General features: G+C 61.9%; 13 protein-coding genes and 1 tRNA gene. 12 read left to right on the forward strand and 2 right to left on the reverse strand.

Going from position 1 to position 19449, the window contains the following annotated elements; all coding sequences use genetic code 11:
• The first annotated feature begins 141 nt into the window (after positions 1 to 141).
• On the forward strand, positions 142 to 1995 hold the full coding sequence (locus tag AC07N4_RS02055) for a polyurethane esterase (RefSeq protein WP_493064823.1): 1854 nt from the start codon (positions 142 to 144) through the stop codon (positions 1993 to 1995).
• Between the two features lie 163 nt (positions 1996 to 2158).
• Positions 2159 to 2533 carry a hypothetical protein gene (locus AC07N4_RS02060; protein ID WP_493064824.1) on the forward strand — a complete coding sequence of 125 codons (375 nt, stop codon included), beginning with the start codon at positions 2159 to 2161 and terminating at the stop codon, positions 2531 to 2533.
• 58 nt (positions 2534 to 2591) lie between these two features.
• Here AC07N4_RS02060 and AC07N4_RS02065 read toward each other — a convergent pair whose 3' ends face one another.
• Entirely contained in the window at positions 2592 to 2816 is a 225-nt protein-coding gene (locus AC07N4_RS02065) for a YgdI/YgdR family lipoprotein (RefSeq protein ID WP_493064825.1), read from the reverse strand.
• Between the two features lie 197 nt (positions 2817 to 3013).
• On the opposite strand from AC07N4_RS02065, the gene AC07N4_RS02070 reads away from it, so the two are divergent.
• The 3 genes from AC07N4_RS02070 to AC07N4_RS02080 are packed head-to-tail and all read left to right on the forward strand — an operon-like array spanning position 3014 to position 8911.
• Positions 3014 to 4666, forward strand: coding sequence for a VRR-NUC domain-containing protein (locus AC07N4_RS02070; protein WP_493064826.1), 1653 nt, complete (start codon positions 3014 to 3016; stop codon positions 4664 to 4666).
• Entirely contained in the window at positions 4663 to 6981 is a 2319-nt protein-coding gene (locus AC07N4_RS02075; RefSeq protein ID WP_493064827.1) for an ATP-dependent DNA helicase, read from the forward strand. The genes AC07N4_RS02070 and AC07N4_RS02075 overlap by 4 nt, the downstream gene beginning before the upstream one ends.
• Before the next feature lie 10 nt (positions 6982 to 6991).
• Complete coding sequence (locus AC07N4_RS02080) at positions 6992 to 8911, forward strand: hybrid sensor histidine kinase/response regulator (protein WP_493064828.1); 1920 nt, start codon at positions 6992 to 6994, stop codon at positions 8909 to 8911.
• A 48-nt stretch (positions 8912 to 8959) separates the two neighbouring features.
• Here the strand turns inward: AC07N4_RS02080 and AC07N4_RS02085 are convergent, their stop codons facing one another.
• Positions 8960 to 10114, reverse strand: a complete 1155-nt coding sequence (locus tag AC07N4_RS02085) for a MalY/PatB family protein (RefSeq protein WP_493064829.1) — start codon at positions 10112 to 10114, stop codon at positions 8960 to 8962.
• Between the two features lie 218 nt (positions 10115 to 10332).
• On the opposite strand from AC07N4_RS02085, the gene fdnG reads away from it, so the two are divergent.
• The 7 genes from fdnG (at position 10333) to AC07N4_RS02120 (ending at position 19387) form a co-directional block, all read left to right on the forward strand.
• Positions 10333 to 13398 carry a formate dehydrogenase-N subunit alpha gene (gene fdnG / locus AC07N4_RS02090; RefSeq protein ID WP_493064830.1) on the forward strand — a complete coding sequence of 1022 codons (3066 nt, stop codon included), beginning with the start codon at positions 10333 to 10335 and terminating at the stop codon, positions 13396 to 13398.
• On the forward strand, positions 13399 to 14334 hold the full coding sequence (gene fdxH / locus AC07N4_RS02095; RefSeq protein WP_096820413.1) for a formate dehydrogenase subunit beta: 936 nt from the start codon (positions 13399 to 13401) through the stop codon (positions 14332 to 14334). It abuts the gene before it with no gap.
• A complete protein-coding gene (locus AC07N4_RS02100; RefSeq protein WP_249486209.1) occupies positions 14331 to 14984 on the forward strand; it encodes a formate dehydrogenase subunit gamma in 654 nt (217 codons plus the stop codon). The genes fdxH and AC07N4_RS02100 overlap by 4 nt, the downstream gene beginning before the upstream one ends.
• 3 nt (positions 14985 to 14987) lie before the next feature.
• Positions 14988 to 15914 carry a formate dehydrogenase accessory protein FdhE gene (gene fdhE, locus AC07N4_RS02105; RefSeq protein ID WP_493064831.1) on the forward strand — a complete coding sequence of 309 codons (927 nt, stop codon included), beginning with the start codon at positions 14988 to 14990 and terminating at the stop codon, positions 15912 to 15914.
• Positions 15915 to 15962: 48 nt separating this feature from the next.
• Positions 15963 to 17369: an L-seryl-tRNA(Sec) selenium transferase gene (selA, locus tag AC07N4_RS02110; protein WP_493064832.1), complete on the forward strand. Its 1407-nt coding sequence runs from the start codon at positions 15963 to 15965 to the stop codon at positions 17367 to 17369.
• Positions 17366 to 19285 carry a selenocysteine-specific translation elongation factor gene (gene selB / locus AC07N4_RS02115; protein WP_493065195.1) on the forward strand — a complete coding sequence of 640 codons (1920 nt, stop codon included), beginning with the start codon at positions 17366 to 17368 and terminating at the stop codon, positions 19283 to 19285. Before selA ends, selB begins: the two co-directional genes overlap by 4 nt.
• 6 nt (positions 19286 to 19291) lie before the next feature.
• Positions 19292 to 19387: transfer RNA gene (locus AC07N4_RS02120), tRNA-Sec, on the forward strand.
• Positions 19388 to 19449: the final 62 nt, after the last annotated feature.

Below are 19449 nucleotides of genomic sequence, written 5' to 3' on the forward strand. Positions count from 1 at the left end.
GAACCACCGCGGCTTGCGGCGGTTCCCATTGGGGTTGCATGACACAAATGTTGTAACTGAAATGCTCCGGAACGCCTCGGGAGGGGCGCTTTGGTTGTGAGCTATCTCTGAATAATTCCAACAAAGAGAGAGGCAACAGCAATGGGTGTGTACGACTACAAGAACTTCAGCTCAGCGGATTCCAAGGCGTTGTTCACTGATGCCATGGCCATCACGCTGTACTCCTATCACAACCTCGACAACGGTTTCGCTGTCGGGTATCAGCACAACGGCTTCGGCCTCGGCCTGCCGGCCACGCTGGTTTCGGCGCTGATCGGCGGCACGGATTCGCAAGGTGTGATTCCCGGACTCCCGTGGAACCCCGACTCGGAAAAACTCGCCCTCGACGCCGTGAAAAAGGCTGGTTGGACGCCTATCACCGCCTCGCAACTGGGCTATGACGGCAAGACCGATGCTCGCGGGACCTTTTTCGGCGAAAAGGCCGGCTACACCAGCGCGCAAGTGGAAATCCTCGGCAAATACGACGCTCAGGGCCATCTCACGGAAATCGGCATCGCCTTTCGCGGCACCAGCGGCCCGCGGGAGATCCTGATCGGCGACTCCATCGCCGACGCCATCAATGACCTGCTCGCAGCGTTCGGCCCCAAGGATTACGCCAAGAACTACGTTGGTGAAGCCTTCGGCAACCTGCTGAACGATGTGGTGGCCTTCGCCAAGGCCAACGGTCTCACCGGCAAGGACGTGCTGGTCAGTGGTCACAGCCTCGGCGGGCTGGCGGTCAATAGCATGGCGGACCTGAGCGGCGGCAAATGGGGCGGGTTCTTCCAGGACTCCAATTACATTGCCTACGCCTCGCCGACCCAGAGCAGCACCGACAAAGTGCTCAACGTCGGCTACGAGAACGACCCGGTGTTCCGCGCGCTCGACGGCTCGACCTTCACCGGTGCATCGCTTGGCGTACACGACGCGTCGAAAGTGTCGGCGACCGACAACATCGTCAGCTTCAACGACCACTACGCTTCGAACGTGTGGAACGTGCTGCCATTCTCGATCGTCAACGTCCCGACCTGGATCTCGCACCTGCCGACAGCCTACGGCGACGGCATGAACCGGGTGATCGAGTCGAAGTTCTACGACCTCACCAGCCGTGACTCGACGATCATCGTCGCCAACCTGTCGGACCCTGCGCGGGCCAACACCTGGGTGCAGGACCTCAACCGCAACGCCGAAACCCACAAGGGCAGCACCTTTATCATCGGCAGCGACGGCAACGACCTGATCCAGGGCGGCAGCGGCAACGATTACCTGGAGGGCCGCGCCGGCAACGACACGTTCCGTGACAGCGGCGGCTACAACGTCATTCTTGGCGGCGCCGGCAACAACACCCTCGACTTGCAGCAGTCGGTGAACAAGTTCGACTTCGCCAACGACGGCGCCGGCAACCTGTACATCCGCGATGCCAACGGCGGGATCAGCATCACCCGCGACATCGGCAGCATCGTCACCAAGGAGCCGGGTTTCCTCTGGGGCCTGTTCAAGGACGACGTGACCCACAGCGTCACGGCGGATGGCCTGAAGGTCGGCAACAACGTCACTCAGTACGAGTCGAGCGTGAAGGGCACCACTGGCGTCGACACCCTCAAGGCCCACGCCAGCGGTGACTGGCTGTTCGGCCTGGACGGCAACGATCACTTGATCGGTGGCGTGGGCAACGACGTGTTTGTCGGTGGTGCCGGCAATGACCTGATGGAGTCGGGCGGCGGGGCGGATACGTTCCTGTTCAACGGCGCGTTCGGCCAGGACCGGGTGGTGGGATTCACCGGCAACGACAAACTGGTGTTCCTCGGTGTGCAGGGCGTGTTGCCGGGCGATGACTTCCGCGCCCATGCCACCTCGGTGGGGCAGGATACGGTGCTGAAGTTCGGCGGTGATTCCGTGACGCTGGTCGGGGTTTCGCTGAGCAGTCTCAGTGCCGATGGCATCGTGATCGCCTGAGGGTGACGGTGGAGGGGGAATTCTTTCCCTCTCCACATCAAAAGTGACTCATTGGCCACTACCTGACTCAAACCCCTGCACCAACAGGAAATGCGGACTAAAGCCAATGACGATGTAACCGTCATGTATAGGCAAGCCGCCATTGAGTACAGGAGATTCAAACGTGAAAGGTTTCAAGGGGTATATCGGTATCGTCGGGTTGGCGCTGCTTTCGGCCAATGCCTGGGCCGACTTGCCTCACAGCTCGATTCTGAGCCGCTACGGCGTCAGTAGCGATGAATTGCCAAAGCCGGTCGAAAGCGATGAAGTCAAACCCGTTGAAGAGAAAAGCCGCTTTCATATCCAGCCCGAACAACCGTTCGTGACCGTGCGTATCGGCGAAAACAATGAGCCCGAAATGACCGGCAACCTGAGCATCGACCGCATGGCGCAACAGGAGCGTCAACGTTGCCAGCGCTTGCAGGAAGAAATGGTCCGGCGCGGTGAACGCGCGTTGAACTGCGACGGCACCCTTCCGGGCATGGCATTACCCCGCTGAAGAATGCAAAAAAGGCTGCGCTCCAACAGGATTGCAGCCTTTTTTGATGGAGTAACCGTCAATCTTCCTTGCGCACCGTGGCCACTTCGTCGGACTTCACGCGGATCTTCACGCCGGAAATGTCCCGAAACTCATAAAAACCATCGTCGGACTTGGTCTTCGGCATGTCCTGGGTCAAATACTGCGTGCCGTTCTGCAACGTCACCACCGTCGGGGTCGAGCAACCGGCCAATGCCAGCAAAGCCACAGCCGCCATCGGCATAGCCATTTTTCTGAAATTCATACCCAGCGTTCCTCATTCAATTCGACCGATGCCGGTCTTCTAACGCGGTTGGTGCCGAATAGCCCGCAAAAGTTCGATGGACTGGCGAAAAAACCCGAATCGCGGATGCCACTGATCCTTTTCCGTTTGCACCCGGCGGGGCGGAACTGGTATCTGTACGCATAACCAGTATTCGTTCGCCATGGCCCCTTATCACCGTGACTTCCAGCCCCCTCGACGATCCGTTCTATTACCTCAACAACTTCCGGCAAGTGCTTGACTGGCTTGAGCTTCGTTATGCCGATGTGATGAGCGAAACGGAACATGCTTTCATCCGCGACTTCAAGGCACTGCCTCGCGGGTCCCAGGGTTTGCTGGTGCGGATGGTGATGCGCAAGGGCGTGCATTTTCGGGCGGGCAAGCTCAGTTATGCGGAAATTGGCGACATCGCGTTGGCCGCGCAGCCGTTGCTCGACCACGGGTGGCTGGACGGGCAGGCGCTGCTGTCGATGCCGGAGTTGTTCGATCTGTGTTTGAAGGCCGAAGTCCTGCAAGCCTTCGGCCCGGCCATCAACGAACCGAAGGGACGGAAAGTTGACTGGCTGCTGGTCCTGCATGGGCAGTTTCCCGAATCACGCCGCTGGCACGACTGGTGCCCGCAAATCGCGGATCGGCTGTTCAGCCTGACGCTGATGGATTTGTGCGACCGGTTTCGCCTGATGTTCTTCGGCAACCTGTATCAGGATTGGTCGGAGTTTGTCCTCGCCGATCTCGGGATCTTCACCTACGAAAAAGTCGAATTCAGCGCCGATTCCCGGGGCCTGCGCAGCCGGGCCGACGTCGATGCCTGCCTGTTCCTGCACGATTGTCAGCAACGTTTCGAAGCGGGCGAGGCGCTGGAACCAATTGCCGAAAAGCTGAGCGCTTTGCAGTTCGACAACCCGTGGCTGCAGCGTCGGCTCGGCAAGTTGCTGTTCCAGATCGGCCAGCATTGCGAACGCATCGGAGAGTTTGCCCTGGCCCTGAGCCTATATCGCGACTGCGCCTATCCCGGCGCGCGGTTGCGGATGATTCGGGTGCTGGAGCGCTGTGGCGAATATGCGCTGGCGCTGGAGTTGGGCACGCTGGCCGAACAGGCGCCGGAAAGCGCCGCCGAACAACAGGGCCTGCAACGGGCGCTGCCACGTCTGCGGCGCAAACTCGGCGGGCCGGCGCTCAAACGCGTTGCTCCAAGACCGGTGGAACGGCTGGATCTGCACTTGGAACGGCTCGATCCGGCGCTGTCGGTGGAATATCACGTGCAGGCGCACCTGCATGAAGACGCAGGCCCGGTGCATTACGTGGAAAACAGCCTGATCAATTCACTGTTCGGCCTGTTGTGCTGGCCGGCGATTTTCGCGCCGCTGCCGGGCGCGTTTTTCAATCCGTTCCAGCGTGGGCCGGCAGATTTGCTTCATGAGGATTTTCAGGGCCGTCGGGCCGAACTGTTCGAGGCCTGCCTGGCGGAACTCGACGACGGCCGTTATGCCGACACCATCCGCAGCCGATTTGCCACCAAGTGGGGCATTCAGTCGCCTTTCGTGTTCTGGGGGGCGCTCAATGAAGAACTGCTGGAGCAAGCGCTGACCTGCCTGCCGGCCGAACACCTCAAGCACTGGTTCAATCGCCTTTTGCTGGACATCAAGGCCAACCGCGCCGGCATGCCGGACCTGATCCAGTTCTGGCCGCAGCACAAGACCTACCGGATGATCGAAGTCAAAGGCCCCGGCGACCGCTTGCAGGACAACCAACTTCGCTGGCTGGAGTTTTGCCATACTCACCAGATGCCGGTGGCCGTGTGTTACGTGGTATGGGCGGAGCAGGGCGCTTGAGCTACAGCATTGCGGTGCGGGCGTTGTGCGAGTTCACCGCCAAGTGCGGCGACCTGGACTTGCGCTTCACACCGTCGCCCACCGCGCTGGAAGGTATCGCCGGTCACCGCACCGTCGCCTCGCGGCGCAATGACGCCTATCAGAGCGAAGTCGCGCTGGAAGGTGAATTTCGCACTTTGAAGGTCAAGGGCAGGGCGGACGGCTACGATCCGACGCAGAACTGTCTGGAGGAAGTCAAAACCTACCGTGGCGACCTGAGCAAACAACCGGCCAACCACCGCGCGCTGCACTGGGCGCAGGCGAAGATCTACGGTTGGCTGATGTGTTGCCGGTTGCAGCTGGAGCAGATCAATCTGGCGCTGGTGTACTTCGATATCGTCAGCGAAAAGGAAACCTGTCTGGTCGAAGCCTTCAGCGCCGAAACCTTGCGCGGATTTTTCGAACAACAATGTGGCTTGTTCCTGGCATGGGCCGAACAGGAAATGGCCCACCGTGAGGCCCGCAATCACGCGGCGCAGCAGTTGAACTTTCCCCATCCAGAGTTCCGCACCGGCCAGCGTCATCTCGCCGAATCGGTGTTCAAAGCCACCAGCACCGGCCGCTGCCTGATGGCCCAGGCCCCCACCGGCATCGGCAAGACCCTCGGCACGCTGTTCCCGATGCTCAAGGCGCTGGCGCCGCAGCAACTGGACAAGGTGTATTTCCTCACCGCCAAAACCCCAGGGCGCAAACTCGCGCTGGACGCCGCTCAAGTATTGTTCGATCGCAGCGAAACCTTGCCATTGCGGGTGCTGGAAATGGTCGCCCGAGACAAAGCCTGCGAGCATCCCGACAAGGCCTGTCATGGCGAGTCCTGCCCGTTGGCCCAGGGCTTTTACGACCGACTGCCGGCCGCACGTGAAGCGGCCAGCCAATTGCAAGTGATGGATCAGGCGGCGCTCCGTGAAGTCGCCGCGCAACACTCGGTGTGTCCGTATTACCTGAGCCAGGAAATGGCGCGCTGGGCCGATGTGGTGGTCGCGGACTATAACTATTACTTCGATTTCAGCGCGCTGCTGTTCGGTCTGGCCCAGCTCAATCAATGGAAGGTCGCGGTGCTGGTGGACGAGGCGCACAACCTGGTCGAGCGCGGGCGGCAGATGTACAGCGCCACCCTCGATCAGGCGATCTTCAATGGCGTGCGCAAAACCGCGCCCGAGGCTTTGAAAAAGCCTTTGCAGCGGGTCAACCGTGAATGGAATGCCCTGCACAACGCGCAACTGGCGCCGTATCAGGCTTACGACAAGGCGCCGGAAAAACTGCTGCAAGCGATCATGTCGTGCAGCGCGAGCATCGGCGATTACCTCAACGACCACCCGCAAGGACTCGACAGTGGCTTGCAGAATGTCTACTTCGAAATGCTGCAATTCGGTCGCGTAGCGGAGTTGTTCGACGCGCACTACCTGTTCGACATCAGCAAGCGTGACATCGACCGCAAACGCCCGTTGTCGCAACTATGCCTGCGCAACGTGGTGCCGGCCGCGCTGCTCGGTCCGCGCCTGAAAGCGGCCCGCAGCAGCGTGCTGTTCTCCGCGACCCTCAGCCCGCGCCACTATTACGCCGACTTGCTCGGCACCCCGGCCGACACGGTGTGGATCGACGTTGAATCGCCGTTCAGCGCCGAACAGTTGCAGGTGCGGATCATCAGCCAGATCTCCACCCGATTCACCCATCGTCAGGCGTCGCTCGAACCGATTGTCGAGCTGATCGCCCGCCAGTTTGGCGAGCGCCCGGGCAACTATCTGGCGTTCTTCAGCAGCTTCGATTACCTGCAACAGGTCGCGCAACTGCTCGCTGAACGGCATCCGCACATCACGCTCTGGCAGCAATCGCGGGGCATGGCCGAAGGGCAGCGGCAGGCGTTTCTCGATCAGTTCACGACGCACAGCCAGGGCATCGGTTTTGCGGTACTCGGCGGCGCGTTCGGCGAAGGTATCGACCTGCCCGGTGCCCGGCTGATCGGTGCCTTCGTCGCCACGCTGGGTCTGGCGCAGCTCAACCCGGTCAACGAACAGATGAAACGGCGCATGGCGGCGATCTTCGGTGCCGGTTATGACTACACCTACCTGTTCCCCGGCGTGCAGAAAGTGGTGCAGGCCGCCGGGCGGGTGATCCGCACCCAGCAGGATCGCGGTGTGGTCATGCTGATCGACGACCGTTTCGCCGAGCGCCGGATCCAACAGTTGTTGCCGCGCTGGTGGCAGCTCGACCATGCAGATGCGCCTTTCCAATCCGCCGGTTTGACGCATACTCCTGTTATTGAAAATCTGCTTTGAGCCAAGCCTGATGAGCGAGAACAAGAAGTCCGCTGCGATCGAAGAAATGCGCTTTCGCCTGCTGATCGATGCCGTGGTCGATTACGCGATCTACATGATCGACCCCAGCGGCATCATCACCAGCTGGAACTCCGGGGCCAAACGCTTCAAGGGTTATGAGGAAGCCGAGATTCTCGGCGAGCACTTTTCGCGGTTCTACACCGACGAAGATCGCGCCGTCGGCATGCCGCAGCGCGCACTGGATACGGCGATCCGCGAAGGGCGGTTCGAAGGTGAAGGCTGGCGGGTGCGCAAGGACGGCACGCACTTCTGGTGCCACGTAGTGATCGACCCGATTTTCAGCCCGAGCGGGCAGTTGCTCGGGTTTGCCAAGATCACCCGCGACCTCACCGACCGCAAGATGGCCGAGGAAACCCTCAAGCAAAGCGAACAGCAGTTCCGGCTGCTGGTGCAGGGCGTCACTGATTACGCGATCTACATGCTCAGCCCGGAAGGCCGCGTGACCAACTGGAACCCCGGCGCGCAGCGGATCAAGGGTTATGCGCCGGACGAAGTCATCGGCAAACATTTCTCGATGTTCTACACCCCGGAAGACCGTGAGACAGGGGAGCCGCAACGCGCCCTGGAAACCGCCGTGCGCGTAGGGCGCTTCGAGAACAAGAGCTGGCGCCTGCGCAAGGACGGCACGCGGTTTCTGGCGCATGTGGTGGTCGATGCGATTCGCGGCGAAACCGGCACGCTGCTCGGCTTTGCCAAGATCACCCGGGACGTGACCGAAGCCCACCAGGCGCAACTGGCACTGGAGCAAACCCGCGAGGCGCTGTTCCAGGCGCAGAAGATGCAGGCCATCGGCCAACTCAGCGGCGGTATCGCCCATGACTTCAACAATCTGCTGACGGTGATCCTCGGTAACCTGGAGATCGTGCGCAAACGTGTCGGCGACGATCCGAAGGTCAGTCGTCTGCTGGAAAACGCCACCCAGGGCGCATTGCGTGGCGTGTCACTGACCCAGCGCATGCTGGCCTTCGCCCGGCGCCAGGAACTCAAGACCGAAGCCGTGGACATTCCGAAACTGGTGCAAGGCATCACCGGCCTGTTGCGCAGTTCACTGGGGCCGGGGATTCGCATCGAAACGCAGTTTCCCGAAAATCTCGAAACGGTGCTGGCCGATACCAACCAGCTCGAACTGGCGGTGCTTAACCTGGCCACCAACGCGCGGGATGCGATGCCCGAGGGTGGCAGCGTGGTCATCGGCGCGCAGCCGCAAGTGGTTCTGGAGCAGAGCCAGTCGAGCCTGGCAGCGGGGCGTTATGTCTGCCTGAGCGTGACCGACACCGGCGAAGGCATGGACGACGAGACACTGGCCTCGGCGACCGATCCGTTCTTCACCACCAAAGGCCTGGGCAAGGGCACGGGGCTGGGGTTGTCGATGGTGCACGGCTTCATCGAACAGCTGGGCGGGCGTTTCATTCTTAAAAGCGTGAAGGGGCAGGGGACTTGTGCGGAACTCTGGCTGCCGGTCGCCGTCGACGGGGTGGCGGCCAAACCTCTGAGCCCGAGGCCATCCACGGCGTCAGTGCCGCGACTCAGTGTTCTGGTGGTGGACGATGACAGCCTGGTGCGCACCAGTACCAGCCTGTTGCTGGAGGATCTCGGGCACCGGGTCATCGGCGCGGCATCCGGTGCGCAAGCTCTGGAATTGTTCGACCAAGGGGAAGTCATCGACCTGATGATCACCGACATGGCCATGCCGAAGATGAGCGGTGCGCAACTGGCCCACGCGGTGCGCCTGCTCAAGCCGGACCTGCCAATCATCCTGGCCACCGGTTATGCCGAGCGCCTTGAAGGCTTTGCGGCGGAGTTGCCGCGGCTGTCGAAACCGTTCAATCAGATGAATCTGGTGGAGATCATCGCCCAGTCGATGAAATGACAAAAAGAAGCCCGGCCATGAAGGCCGGGCTTCTTTTTTGCGTTGGTGTCAGGCCTTGCGTTGGGCCAGACTGCGTTCCATCCGTGCAATGCCTTCTTCCAGCAGCGAGCGCGGGCAACCGAAGTTCAGGCGCACGAATTGCTGGCTGTGATCACCGAAATCCAGTCCCGGGCTGAGCCCGACGCGGGCCTGTTCGAGGAAGAACTGCTGCGGATTGTCCAGCCCAAGCGCCGAGCAATCGAGCCACGCCAGATAAGTGCCCTGTGGCACATTGATCGTCACGCCCGGCAGACGGCTGCGAACCGCCTCAACCAGAAAATCACGGTTGGCTTGCAGGTATTGTTTGAGCTCCTTCAGCCACGGGCCGGCCTCGCTGTAGGCCACGCGAGTGGCTTCCATACCCAGCGGATTGACGCTGTCGACCATGCCGCAGCGGGCGTGGTTGACCCGTTCGCGCAGGGCACTGTCCTGAATGATCATGAACGAGGTCTTGAGGCCGGCAATGTTGTAGGCCTTGCTCGCCGACATCAGGGTGATGGTGCGACGGGCGATCTCCGGGCTCAGGGACGCGGTCGGAATGTGCACGCGACCGTCGTAGCACAACTCGGCATGGATCTCGTCAGAGATGATCCAGGCGTCCTGCGCCACGCAGATGTCCGCGACCGCTTGCAGTTCTTCACGGCCAAAGACCTTGCCGATCGGGTTGTGCGGGTTGCTCAGCAACAGGGCACCGCCACCGGTCAGGGATTCACGCAAGGCGTCCAGCGGCGTGGCGTAGGTGCCGTCGGCCTGGGCGGTGAATTTCAGCTCGACCCGGTTCAGACCCCAATGGCCCGGCGCGTGGCGCAGCGGCGGGTAGTTCGGAGTTTGCACCACGACGTTCTGCTGCGGCTGTACCAACGCTTTGAGCGCCATGTTGAAACCCGACTCGACACCCGGCAGGAACACCAGCTCCTGTGGTTTCACGCGCCAGGCGAATTTGTCCCACAGGTCGGCGACGATGGCTTCGCGCAGGTTGTCCTGGGCCACGCTGTAACCCACCAACGGGTGCAGCAGACGCTGTTGCAGCGCCTCGATGACTACCGGGGGGGCCGCGAAATCCATGTCAGCGACCCACATCGGCAACACGTCGGCCGCATAGCGGCTCCATTTGGTGCTGCCGGTGTTGTGGCGGTCGAATACCTGATCAAAATCGAAAGTCATGCGCGGTCTCTGAAGGCGGAGATGGGTCGTGCCCGGGATGATAAACCTCCATCCCCTGTAGGCGCGAACTTGTGACCGATGAATGGCCGACGGTCGGTTTTCACACTGGGCAAGCGCACGTTGTCTAGAGTGAAAGGATCGGCATTTGTCTGCCGCAACCGTGTTTGTCCAGAAAAACCCGGCTCAAGTACCGGGTTCCACCTGATCAGGAGTGCACGATGGATCTCAGCCGTCGTCAGTTCTTCAAGGTCGCCGGTATCGGCCTTGCAGGCTCTAGCCTGGGCGCGTTGGGCATGGCCCCGACGCTGGCCTTCGCCGAGCAGGTGCGCCACTTCAAGCTTGCCCACACCCATGAAACCCGCAACACCTGCCCGTATTGCTCGGTCGGTTGCGGCTTGATCATGTACAGCCAGGGCGATACGGCGAAGAACGTTGCGCAAAACATCATCCATATCGAGGGCGACGCCGACCACCCGGTCAACCGCGGCACGCTGTGCCCGAAAGGCGCGGGTCTTCTGGACTTCATTCACAGCCCCGGCCGCTTGCAGTACCCGCAGGTGCGCAAGCCCGGCAGCAGCGAATGGACCCGGATCACCTGGGACGAAGCGCTCGACCGCGTCGCCGACCTGATGAAGGCCGACCGCGACGCCAATTTCGTCGAGAAGAACGCCCAGGGGCAAACGGTGAATCGCTGGCTGACTACCGGGTTCCTCGCGGCCTCGGCGGCGTCCAACGAAGCGGGCTATATCACCCACAAGGTCGTTCGCAGTCTCGGCATGCTGGGGTTCGATAACCAGGCGCGTGTCTGACACGGCCCGACGGTGGCAAGTCTTGCCCCGACGTACGGCCGTGGAGCCATGACCAACACCTGGACCGATATTGCCAACGCGAATCTGATCCTGGTGATGGGCGGCAACTCCGCTGAAGCGCATCCGTGCGGCTTCAAATGGGTGACCGAAGCCAAGGCGCACAACGCCGCGCGGCTGATTGTGGTCGACCCCAGGTTTACCCGAACCGCCTCCGTGGCCGATTACTACGCGCCGATTCGCACCGGCAGCGACATCGCGTTCATGGGCGGGCTGATCAATTACCTGCTGACCGAGGACAAAATCCAGCACGAATACGTGCGCAATTACACCGACGTGTCGTTCATCGTCAAAGCCGGGTTCGGCTTCGAGGACGGACTGTTCACCGGTTACGACGCAGCCAAACGCACCTACACCGACAAATCCTCCTGGGGCTACGAACTGGGCGAGGACGGCTTTGCCAAGGTCGACCCGACCCTGCAGGACCCGCGCTGCGTCTATCAGTTGATGAAGCAGCATTACAGCCGCTACAACATCGACCTGGCGAGCCAGATCTGCGGCATGCCGGTCGATGCAATGAAAAAAATCTGGGAGGAAATCGCCACTTGCTCGACGCCGGGCAAGACCATGACCATTCTCTACGCGCTGGGCTGGACCCAGCACTCGATCGGCTCGCAGATCATCCGCAGCGCGGCAATGGTGCAACTGTTGCTGGGCAACGTCGGCATGCCGGGTGGCGGGGTCAACGCCTTGCGCGGGCACTCGAACATTCAGGGTCTGACGGACCTCGGGTTGCTTTCCAACTCGTTGCCGGGTTACCTGACGCTGCCGACCGACGCCGAACAGGACTACACCGCCTACATCAAAAAACGCACGCAATTGCCGTTGCGGCCGGGGCAGTTGTCCTACTGGCAGAACTACAGCAAGTTCCACGTCAGCCTGATGAAAGCCTGGTACGGCGCCAACGCGACCGCCGAGAACCAGTGGGCCTACAACTACCTGCCGAAACTCGACATCCCCAACTACGACATCCTCAAAGTGTTCGACCTGATGGGGCAAGGCAAGGTCAACGGCTACATGTGCCAGGGTTTCAACCCGATTGCCGCACTGCCGGACAAGAACCGGGTGATGGCTGCGCTGGCTAAACTGAAATGGCTGGTGGTGATGGATCCGCTGGCCACCGAAACCTCGCAATTCTGGGAAAACGTCGGGCCGTACAACGATGTGAAGAGCGCCGATATCCAGACCGAAGTCATTCGCCTGCCGACCACCTGCTTTGCCGAAGAGGACGGCTCGCTGGTCAACAGCAGCCGCTGGCTGCAATGGCACTGGAAAGGTGCCGACGGCCCGGGCGAGTCACGCACCGACGTGCGGATCATGACCGAGCTGTTCATGCGCCTGCGTCAGCGTTATCAGACCGAGGGCGGGGCCTATCCCGATCCGATCCTCAAACTGTCCTGGCCGTACAAGATTCCGGAAGAACCGTCGCCGGAAGAAATCGCCAAGGAGGTCAACGGCTACGCCACCACCGATTTCACCGACGCCACGGGCGCGGTGATCAAGGGCAACTCGCAACTGGCGGCGTTCGCCCAGCTCAAGGATGACGGCAGCACGGCGTCTGGTTGCTGGATCTTCTGCGGCAGCTGGACCGAGGCCGGTAACCAGATGGCCAGGCGCGACAATTCCGACCCTTACGGCATGCATCAGCATCAGGGTTGGGCGTGGGCCTGGCCGGCGAACCGGCGGATTCTCTACAACCGCGCCTCGGCGGATGTGTCGGGCAAACCGTGGGACCCGAAAAAACGTCTCGTGTGGTGGAACGGCAAGGCCTGGGGCGGCACCGACGTGCCGGACTACAAGGCCGACGTGCCGCCGGAAGCCGGGATGAACCCGTTCATCATGAACCCCGAAGGCGTGGCGCGGTTCTTCGCCGTCGACAAGATGAACGAAGGACCATTCCCCGAGCACTACGAGCCGTTCGAAACGCCGATCGGCATCAACCCGCTGCACCCGGACAACAAGAAAGCCACCAGCAACCCGGCGGCGCGGATCTTCGATTCGGTGTGGGACAGCCTCGGCGTGGCCAAGGATTACCCATACGCCGCCACCAGCTATCGGCTGACCGAGCATTTCCACTTCTGGAGCAAACACTGTCGGCTCAATGCGATCGCCCAACCGGAGCAGTTCGTGGAAATCGGTGAAGTGCTGGCCAAAGAGAAGGGCATCGTTGCCGGTGACCGGGTGCGGGTCAGCTGCAAGCGCGGGTTCATTGAAGCGGTGGCGGTGGTGACCAAAAGGATCCGGCCGTTGCAGGTCAACAACCAGGTGGTGCACCAGATCGGCATTCCGCTGCACTGGGGTTTCACCGGCCTGACGCGTCACGGTTACCTGACCAACACCCTGGTGCCGTTCCTCGGCGATGGCAATACCCAGACCCCGGAATCCAAGTCATTCCTGGTCAACGTGGAGAAACTATAAATGGCCAGCCAAGACATCATTGCCCGCTCGGCCACCACGACCCCGGCACCTTCGGTGCGCAATCAGGAGGAAGTCGCCAAGCTGATCGACACCACCAAATGCATCGGCTGCAAGGCCTGCCAGGTCGCGTGCTCGGAATGGAACGAGTTGCGCGACGAGGTTGGCCACAACCACGGCACCTACGACAACCCGCAGGATCTGAGCGCCGAATCGTGGACGTTGATGCGTTTTACCGAGCACGAAACCGACGCCGGCAACCTCGAATGGCTGATCCGCAAGGACGGCTGCATGCACTGCGCCGAGCCTGGTTGTCTGGCGGCATGCCCGAGCCCGGGGGCGATCATCAAGCACGCCAACGGCATCGTCGACTTCGATCAGGATCACTGCATCGGTTGCGGTTATTGCATCACCGGGTGCCCGTTCAACATTCCACGCATTTCGCAGAAGGATCACAAGGCCTACAAATGCACCCTGTGTTCGGACCGGGTGGCGGTAGGGCTGGAGCCGGCCTGCGTGAAAACCTGCCCGACCGGGGCGATTGTCTTCGGCTCCAAAGAGGACATGAAGACCCACGCCGCCGAACGCATCGTCGACCTGAAGAGCCGTGGTTTCGACAATGCGGGCCTGTATGACCCGGCAGGCGTCGGCGGCACGCATGTGATGTACGTGTTGCACCATGCCGACACGCCGAAGATCTACGCCGGGCTGCCGGAGAATCCGGCGATCAGTCCTTTGGTAGGATTGTGGAAAGGCATCAGCAAACCCCTGGGCCTGCTGGCCATGGGGGCGGCGGTGCTGGCCGGGTTCTTCCATTACGTGCGGATCGGCCCGAACCGCACCGAAGAGGATGATCACCCGGAACCGCCCGACACCTCGGTACACGTGGTCGACCCGGCGGTGCACACCTTCGATCCACGCGGGGAGGACCGGCCATGAGCAACAAGACGATCCTGCGCTACACCGCCAACCAGCGCACCAACCACTGGCTGGTGGCGATTCTGTTCTTCATGGCTGGGCTTTCGGGGCTGGCGCTGTTTCATCCGTCGATGTTCTGGTTGACCAACCTGTTCGGCGGCGGGCCGTGGACGCGGATCCTGCACCCGTTCATGGGCGTGCTGATGTTCGTGCTGTTCCTTGGCCTGGTGTTTCGTTTCTGGCGTTCCAACTTCTTCATCGACAACGACTGGAAGTGGCTGCGGCGCATCGACCGGGTGCTGGTCAATGACGAAGAGACTGTGCCGCCGGTGGGCAAATACAACGCCGGGCAAAAAATGCTGTTCTGGACTTTACTGCTGTGCATGCTCGGGCTGTTGTTCACGGGGCTGGTGATCTGGCGCGCGTACTTCAGTCATTACTTCGGCATCACCACGATTCGCTGGGCGATGTTGCTGCACGCACTGGCGGGGTTTGTGCTGATCCTGAGCATCATCGTGCACATCTATGCCGGCATCTGGATCAAAGGCTCGGTGGACGCGATGCTGCACGGTTGGGTCAGTCGCGCCTGGGCGAAGAAACATCACGCACTCTGGTATCGCGAGGTGGTTTCCAAGGAAACACCGGAGCGACCGGTCACCAAAAAGGGCTGACATTTGCCAACCATTCTTGAACCCGGGGAAATCGAAGCGGCGGCCAGTGCGCCGCCGTTTCTGTATTTGCCGCCGCACAATCTTTTCCTGCTGCGCGCCGAACGTCTGGAACGCTTGGCGGCCGGCCATCCGCTGGCCAACTACCTGCGCCTGATCGCCGGATTGTGTCGCGTGCAGCAGCAGATCCTCGACGATCCGCCCTCGACCGGGCCGATCGATGAGCAACGGATTGAGGTCTGCCGGCAACACGGCATGCCGCCGTTCGCCGCCGATACCTTGATCCGTGAGGGCGCGTGGCAGGCGTACCTCGACGCCTTGCTGCAACGCTACAACGCGCCGGAGCAAACCGCCGTGGCCGAAGCGCTGACAACGTTGCGACTTGCCAGCGCCGGTCAGTTGCGCGCCTGGGCCGTGGCGCTGGTCAGCGGTCAGTATTCGCTGGTGCCGGCGGCGCTGGTGCCGTTCCTTGGAGCGGCGCTACAAGCGGCCTGGAGCCATTGGCTGTTGAGTGCGCCGAATCTGCAACTGGCGCCCGGCAACAGCCTCAGCCAATGCCCGGCCTGCGGATCGCCGGCCATGGCCGGGGTGATCCGCCATCGCGGCAAACACAATGGCTTGCGCTATCTGGTGTGTTCTCTGTGTGCCTGTGAATGGCATGCGGTGCGGGTCAAGTGCGTGTACTGCGAACAGAGCAAAGGGCTGGAATACCTGAGCCTCGAGGATGATCGTCACGCTGCCAATCAGGCGCCGTTGCGGGCGGAGGTCTGCCCGAGTTGCAACAGCTACCTGAAATTGCTGTACCTGGAAAACGATGCGGACGCTGAAGCGCTGTCGGCGGATTTGAGCAGTCTGCTGCTGGACATGCGTCTGGCCCAGGACGGTTATCAGCGATTGGCGCCGAATCTGTTGCTGGCGCCCGGAGACGATTGAACCGAGCGTCTACACTCTGGCGCAACGGCTTTTTATCCGGAGCGCCTGATGCCTGCCAGTGTTGCCCAGCGTTTGCCATCCATCGACAGTCTGTTGCGTCATATCGCCTTGCAGCCATTGGCCGAACGCCACGGGCGTGAGGCGCTGCTGGCGGCGTTACGCCAGTTGCTGGACGATTTGCGCGAGACGGTGGTGGCGGGGCAGTTGTCCGCCGTTGAAATCAGCCCAGAAGCACTGGCCGGCAGAGTCGCTGAACGCCTGTCGATACAGCAGCGCAGTCAGGTGCGGCGGGTGTTCAACCTGACCGGCACCGTACTCCACACCAATCTGGGACGTGCGCTGTTGCCGGAAGAAGCCATCGAAGCCGTGCAACTGGCGGCGCGTTATCCGTTGAATCTGGAGTTCGACCTGACCAGCGGCAAGCGTGGCGACCGCGATGACCTGATCGAAGACCTGATCCGCGAATTGACCGGCGCTGAAGCCGTCACCGTGGTCAACAACAATGCTGCGGCGGTGCTGCTGACGCTCAACAGCCTCGGCGCACGCAACGAAGGCATCATCTCTCGCGGTGAGCTGATCGAAATCGGCGGTGCCTTTCGTATCCCCGACATCATGGCCCGCGCCGGTGTGCGCCTGCATGAGGTCGGCACCACCAATCGCACCCACGCCCGGGATTACGAAGCGGCGATCAGCCCGCGCAGCGGCTTGATCATGCGCGTGCATGCGAGCAACTACAGCATCGAGGGTTTTACCGCCCGTGTACCCACCTCCGAGCTGGCCGAACTGGCCCATCGTCATGGTTTGCCGCTGCTCGAAGACCTCGGCAGCGGCAGCCTGCTGGACTTGACCCGCTGGGGTTTGCCAGCGGAGCCGACGGTGCGTCAGGCGCTGCTCGATGGCGCGGATATCGTCACCTTCAGTGGCGACAAACTGCTCGGCGGGCCGCAGGCCGGCGTGATTGTCGGGCGCAAGGAGCTGATCGCGAAAATCAAGAAAAACCCGCTGAAACGCGCCTTGCGTGTCGACAAGATGACGCTGGCTGCGTTGGAAGCGGTGCTCGGGCTCTATCGTGATCCGGATCGCCTGGCTGAGCGTTTGCCGACCTTGCGTCTGCTGACCCGCCCGCAAGATGACATTCTGGCTCAGGCCGAACGCCTGCAACCGGTGTTGACCGGCGTTCTCGGTGAAGGCTGGACCGTCACTGTCGTGGCGGCGCTGGGCATGATCGGCAGCGGCAGCCAACCGGTGGCGCGTTTGCCGAGTGCCGCGTTGTGTGTGCGGCCGCAGGTTTCGAAACGCCTGCGTGGGCGCTCTCTGTTGAATCTGCAGACCGCGTTGCGCGAGTTGCCGATACCGGTGCTGGGGCGGATCGACGATGACGCGCTGTGGCTGGATCTGCGGCAACTCGACGACGAACCGGCGTGGTTGGCGCAGCTCGGGCCGTTGCAGACATGATCGTCGGCACCGCCGGGCACATCGACCACGGCAAGACCTCGCTGCTTCAGGCGCTGACCGGTCAATCCGGCGACCGCCGACCGCAGGAGCGCGAGCGGGGCATGACCATCGACCTCGGTTATCTCTATGCCGAACTGGCGCCCGGAGCAGGGCTGACCGGGTTCATCGATGTGCCGGGGCACGAGAAATTCACTCACAACATGCTCGCCGGTGCCCAAGGCATTGATCTGGTGTTGCTGGTGGTGGCGGCGGACGACGGCGTGATGCCGCAGACCCGGGAGCATCTGGCGATCGTCGAGTTGCTGGGGATTCCACGGGCGCTGGTAGCGATCACCAAGATTGATCGGGTCGAGGCGGGCAGGGTGGTGGAGGTTCGCCAACAGATCGAACACCTGTTGGCGCCCGGTCCGTTTGCCGGGGCGCCGATGCTGGCGGTTTCAAGTGTGACGGAAGAGGGTGTCGATGCCCTGCGGAAGGCTTTGTTGCAGGTGCAAAGTGAAGTGTTGAAACGTAGTCGCGAGGGTGGATTTCGTCTGGCCATCGACCGGGCATTCAGCGTGGCCGGTGCCGGGATTGTCGTGACGGGCACGGCGCTGTCGGGAATGGTCGCTGTGGGCGACAAACTGATCCTCGGGCCGCAGGGCAAAACGGTACGGGTGAGGGGGCTGCATGCCCAGAATCAACCCGCAGAACTGGCGTTTGCCGGCCAACGTGTTGCCCTGAACATCAGCGGTGATCGTCTGGAGCTCGGGCACATCCATCGCGGGCAATGGCTACTGGCCGAAGCGCTGTTCGCACCGACTCAACGCCTGGATATCGACTTCCAGTTGCTGCCCGATGAGACGCGCACCTTCGAACACTTCCAGCCTGTGCACCTGCACCTCGGCACGCAAGACGTGATTGCCCGTGTGGCGCTCTTGGAAGGCCCACGACTGCTTCCGGGCGAGCGCATGTTTGCGCAATTGCTGACCAATACCCCGGTGCATGGCGTGAAGGGCGACAGACTGATCCTGCGCGACTCGAGTGCCCAGCGCACGCTCGGTGGCGGTCAGTTGCTCGACCCGTTCGCCCCGGCCCGGCAACGGCGCAGCCCTGGGCGTCTGGCGCAATTGCGGGCGCTGGCGATCAGCAGTGATCTTGAACAAGCGTTGCCGACGTTGCTGGAATACAGCGAAAGCGGCATTGATCCGCAGCGTCTGGAGCGTCAGTTCAACCGTCCGCGTGAAGGCTGGGCGCTGCCGGACAACGTCCGTCTGATCGAAACCCGTCAGGGGCAGAGGCTGTTCAATGCCCAGCGCTGGGGCATTCTGAAGTTCACGCTGCTGGAGCAACTGGCGCGTTTCCATGAACTGGAACCCGACCAGATGGGCCCCGACCGTGATCGTTTGCGGCGCTTCAGCGGACTGAACATCGAACATTCGACCTTCATCAGCCTGCTGGAGGAACTGCGCAGCGCCGGCTCGCTCACCGCCAGCGGCCCGTGGCTGCATTTGCCGGATCATCAGGTGCGTTTGAATGCCGACGACGAAACCCTGTGGCAGGCCTTGCAGCCGCTGTTCGAACAGGCCGGCTTCGACCCTCCATGGATACGCGACGTGGCCAAAGCCGTGGGCCAGGACGACGCCACCGTTCGGCTGTTACTGCGCAAACTGGCGCGGCTGGGCGTGATGCATCAGGTGGTGCGGGACCTGTTCTTCACCGACATCACGCTGCGGCAAATGGCGGCCGTGCTGTTGCGCCTGGGTGAAGAAAATCCGCCGATTCAAGTCACGGCGTTCCGCGATGCGCTAGGCTTGGGACGCAAACGCAGTATCCAGATCCTCGAATACTTCGACCGCCTCGGCCTGACCCGGCGTCTCGGCGAGGGCCGGCAGATCCGCTTCGACAACGCGCTGGCCAACCCCGGCGCCGACTGAGTTCAAGGAAGGCAATCGCGCCCGGTGGCGCGGCCGGGCTTCAAACCCGGTTGGGGACGGCATCCGTTCCCGGGCAGGTTCGACTCCGGCTGCCTTCCGCCAATTACCTGTTCTTATCGGGCGAGGGGTGCCATCAATAAGCCACTGCCGTAGAATCACGCCTC

This window comes from Pseudomonas sp. GW821-FHT09E04 (assembly GCF_059416185.1).

Bases quoted from the DNA above. Each gene is read 5' to 3' on its own strand.
- AC07N4_RS02055 (WP_493064823.1), top strand. From the start codon at position 142: ATGGGTGTGTACGACTACAAGAACTTCAGCTCAGCGGATTCCAAGGCG.
- AC07N4_RS02065 (WP_493064825.1), bottom strand. From the start codon at position 2,816: ATGAATTTCAGAAAAATGGCTATGCCGATGGCGGCTGTGGCTTTGCTG.
- AC07N4_RS02080 (WP_493064828.1), top strand. From the start codon at position 6,992: ATGAGCGAGAACAAGAAGTCCGCTGCGATCGAAGAAATGCGCTTTCGC.
- AC07N4_RS02085 (WP_493064829.1), bottom strand. From the start codon at position 10,114: ATGACTTTCGATTTTGATCAGGTATTCGACCGCCACAACACCGGCAGC.
- fdxH (WP_096820413.1), top strand. From the start codon at position 13,399: ATGGCCAGCCAAGACATCATTGCCCGCTCGGCCACCACGACCCCGGCA.
- AC07N4_RS02100 (WP_249486209.1), top strand. From the start codon at position 14,331: ATGAGCAACAAGACGATCCTGCGCTACACCGCCAACCAGCGCACCAAC.
- selA (WP_493064832.1), top strand. From the start codon at position 15,963: ATGCCTGCCAGTGTTGCCCAGCGTTTGCCATCCATCGACAGTCTGTTG.
- selB (WP_493065195.1), top strand. From the start codon at position 17,366: ATGATCGTCGGCACCGCCGGGCACATCGACCACGGCAAGACCTCGCTG.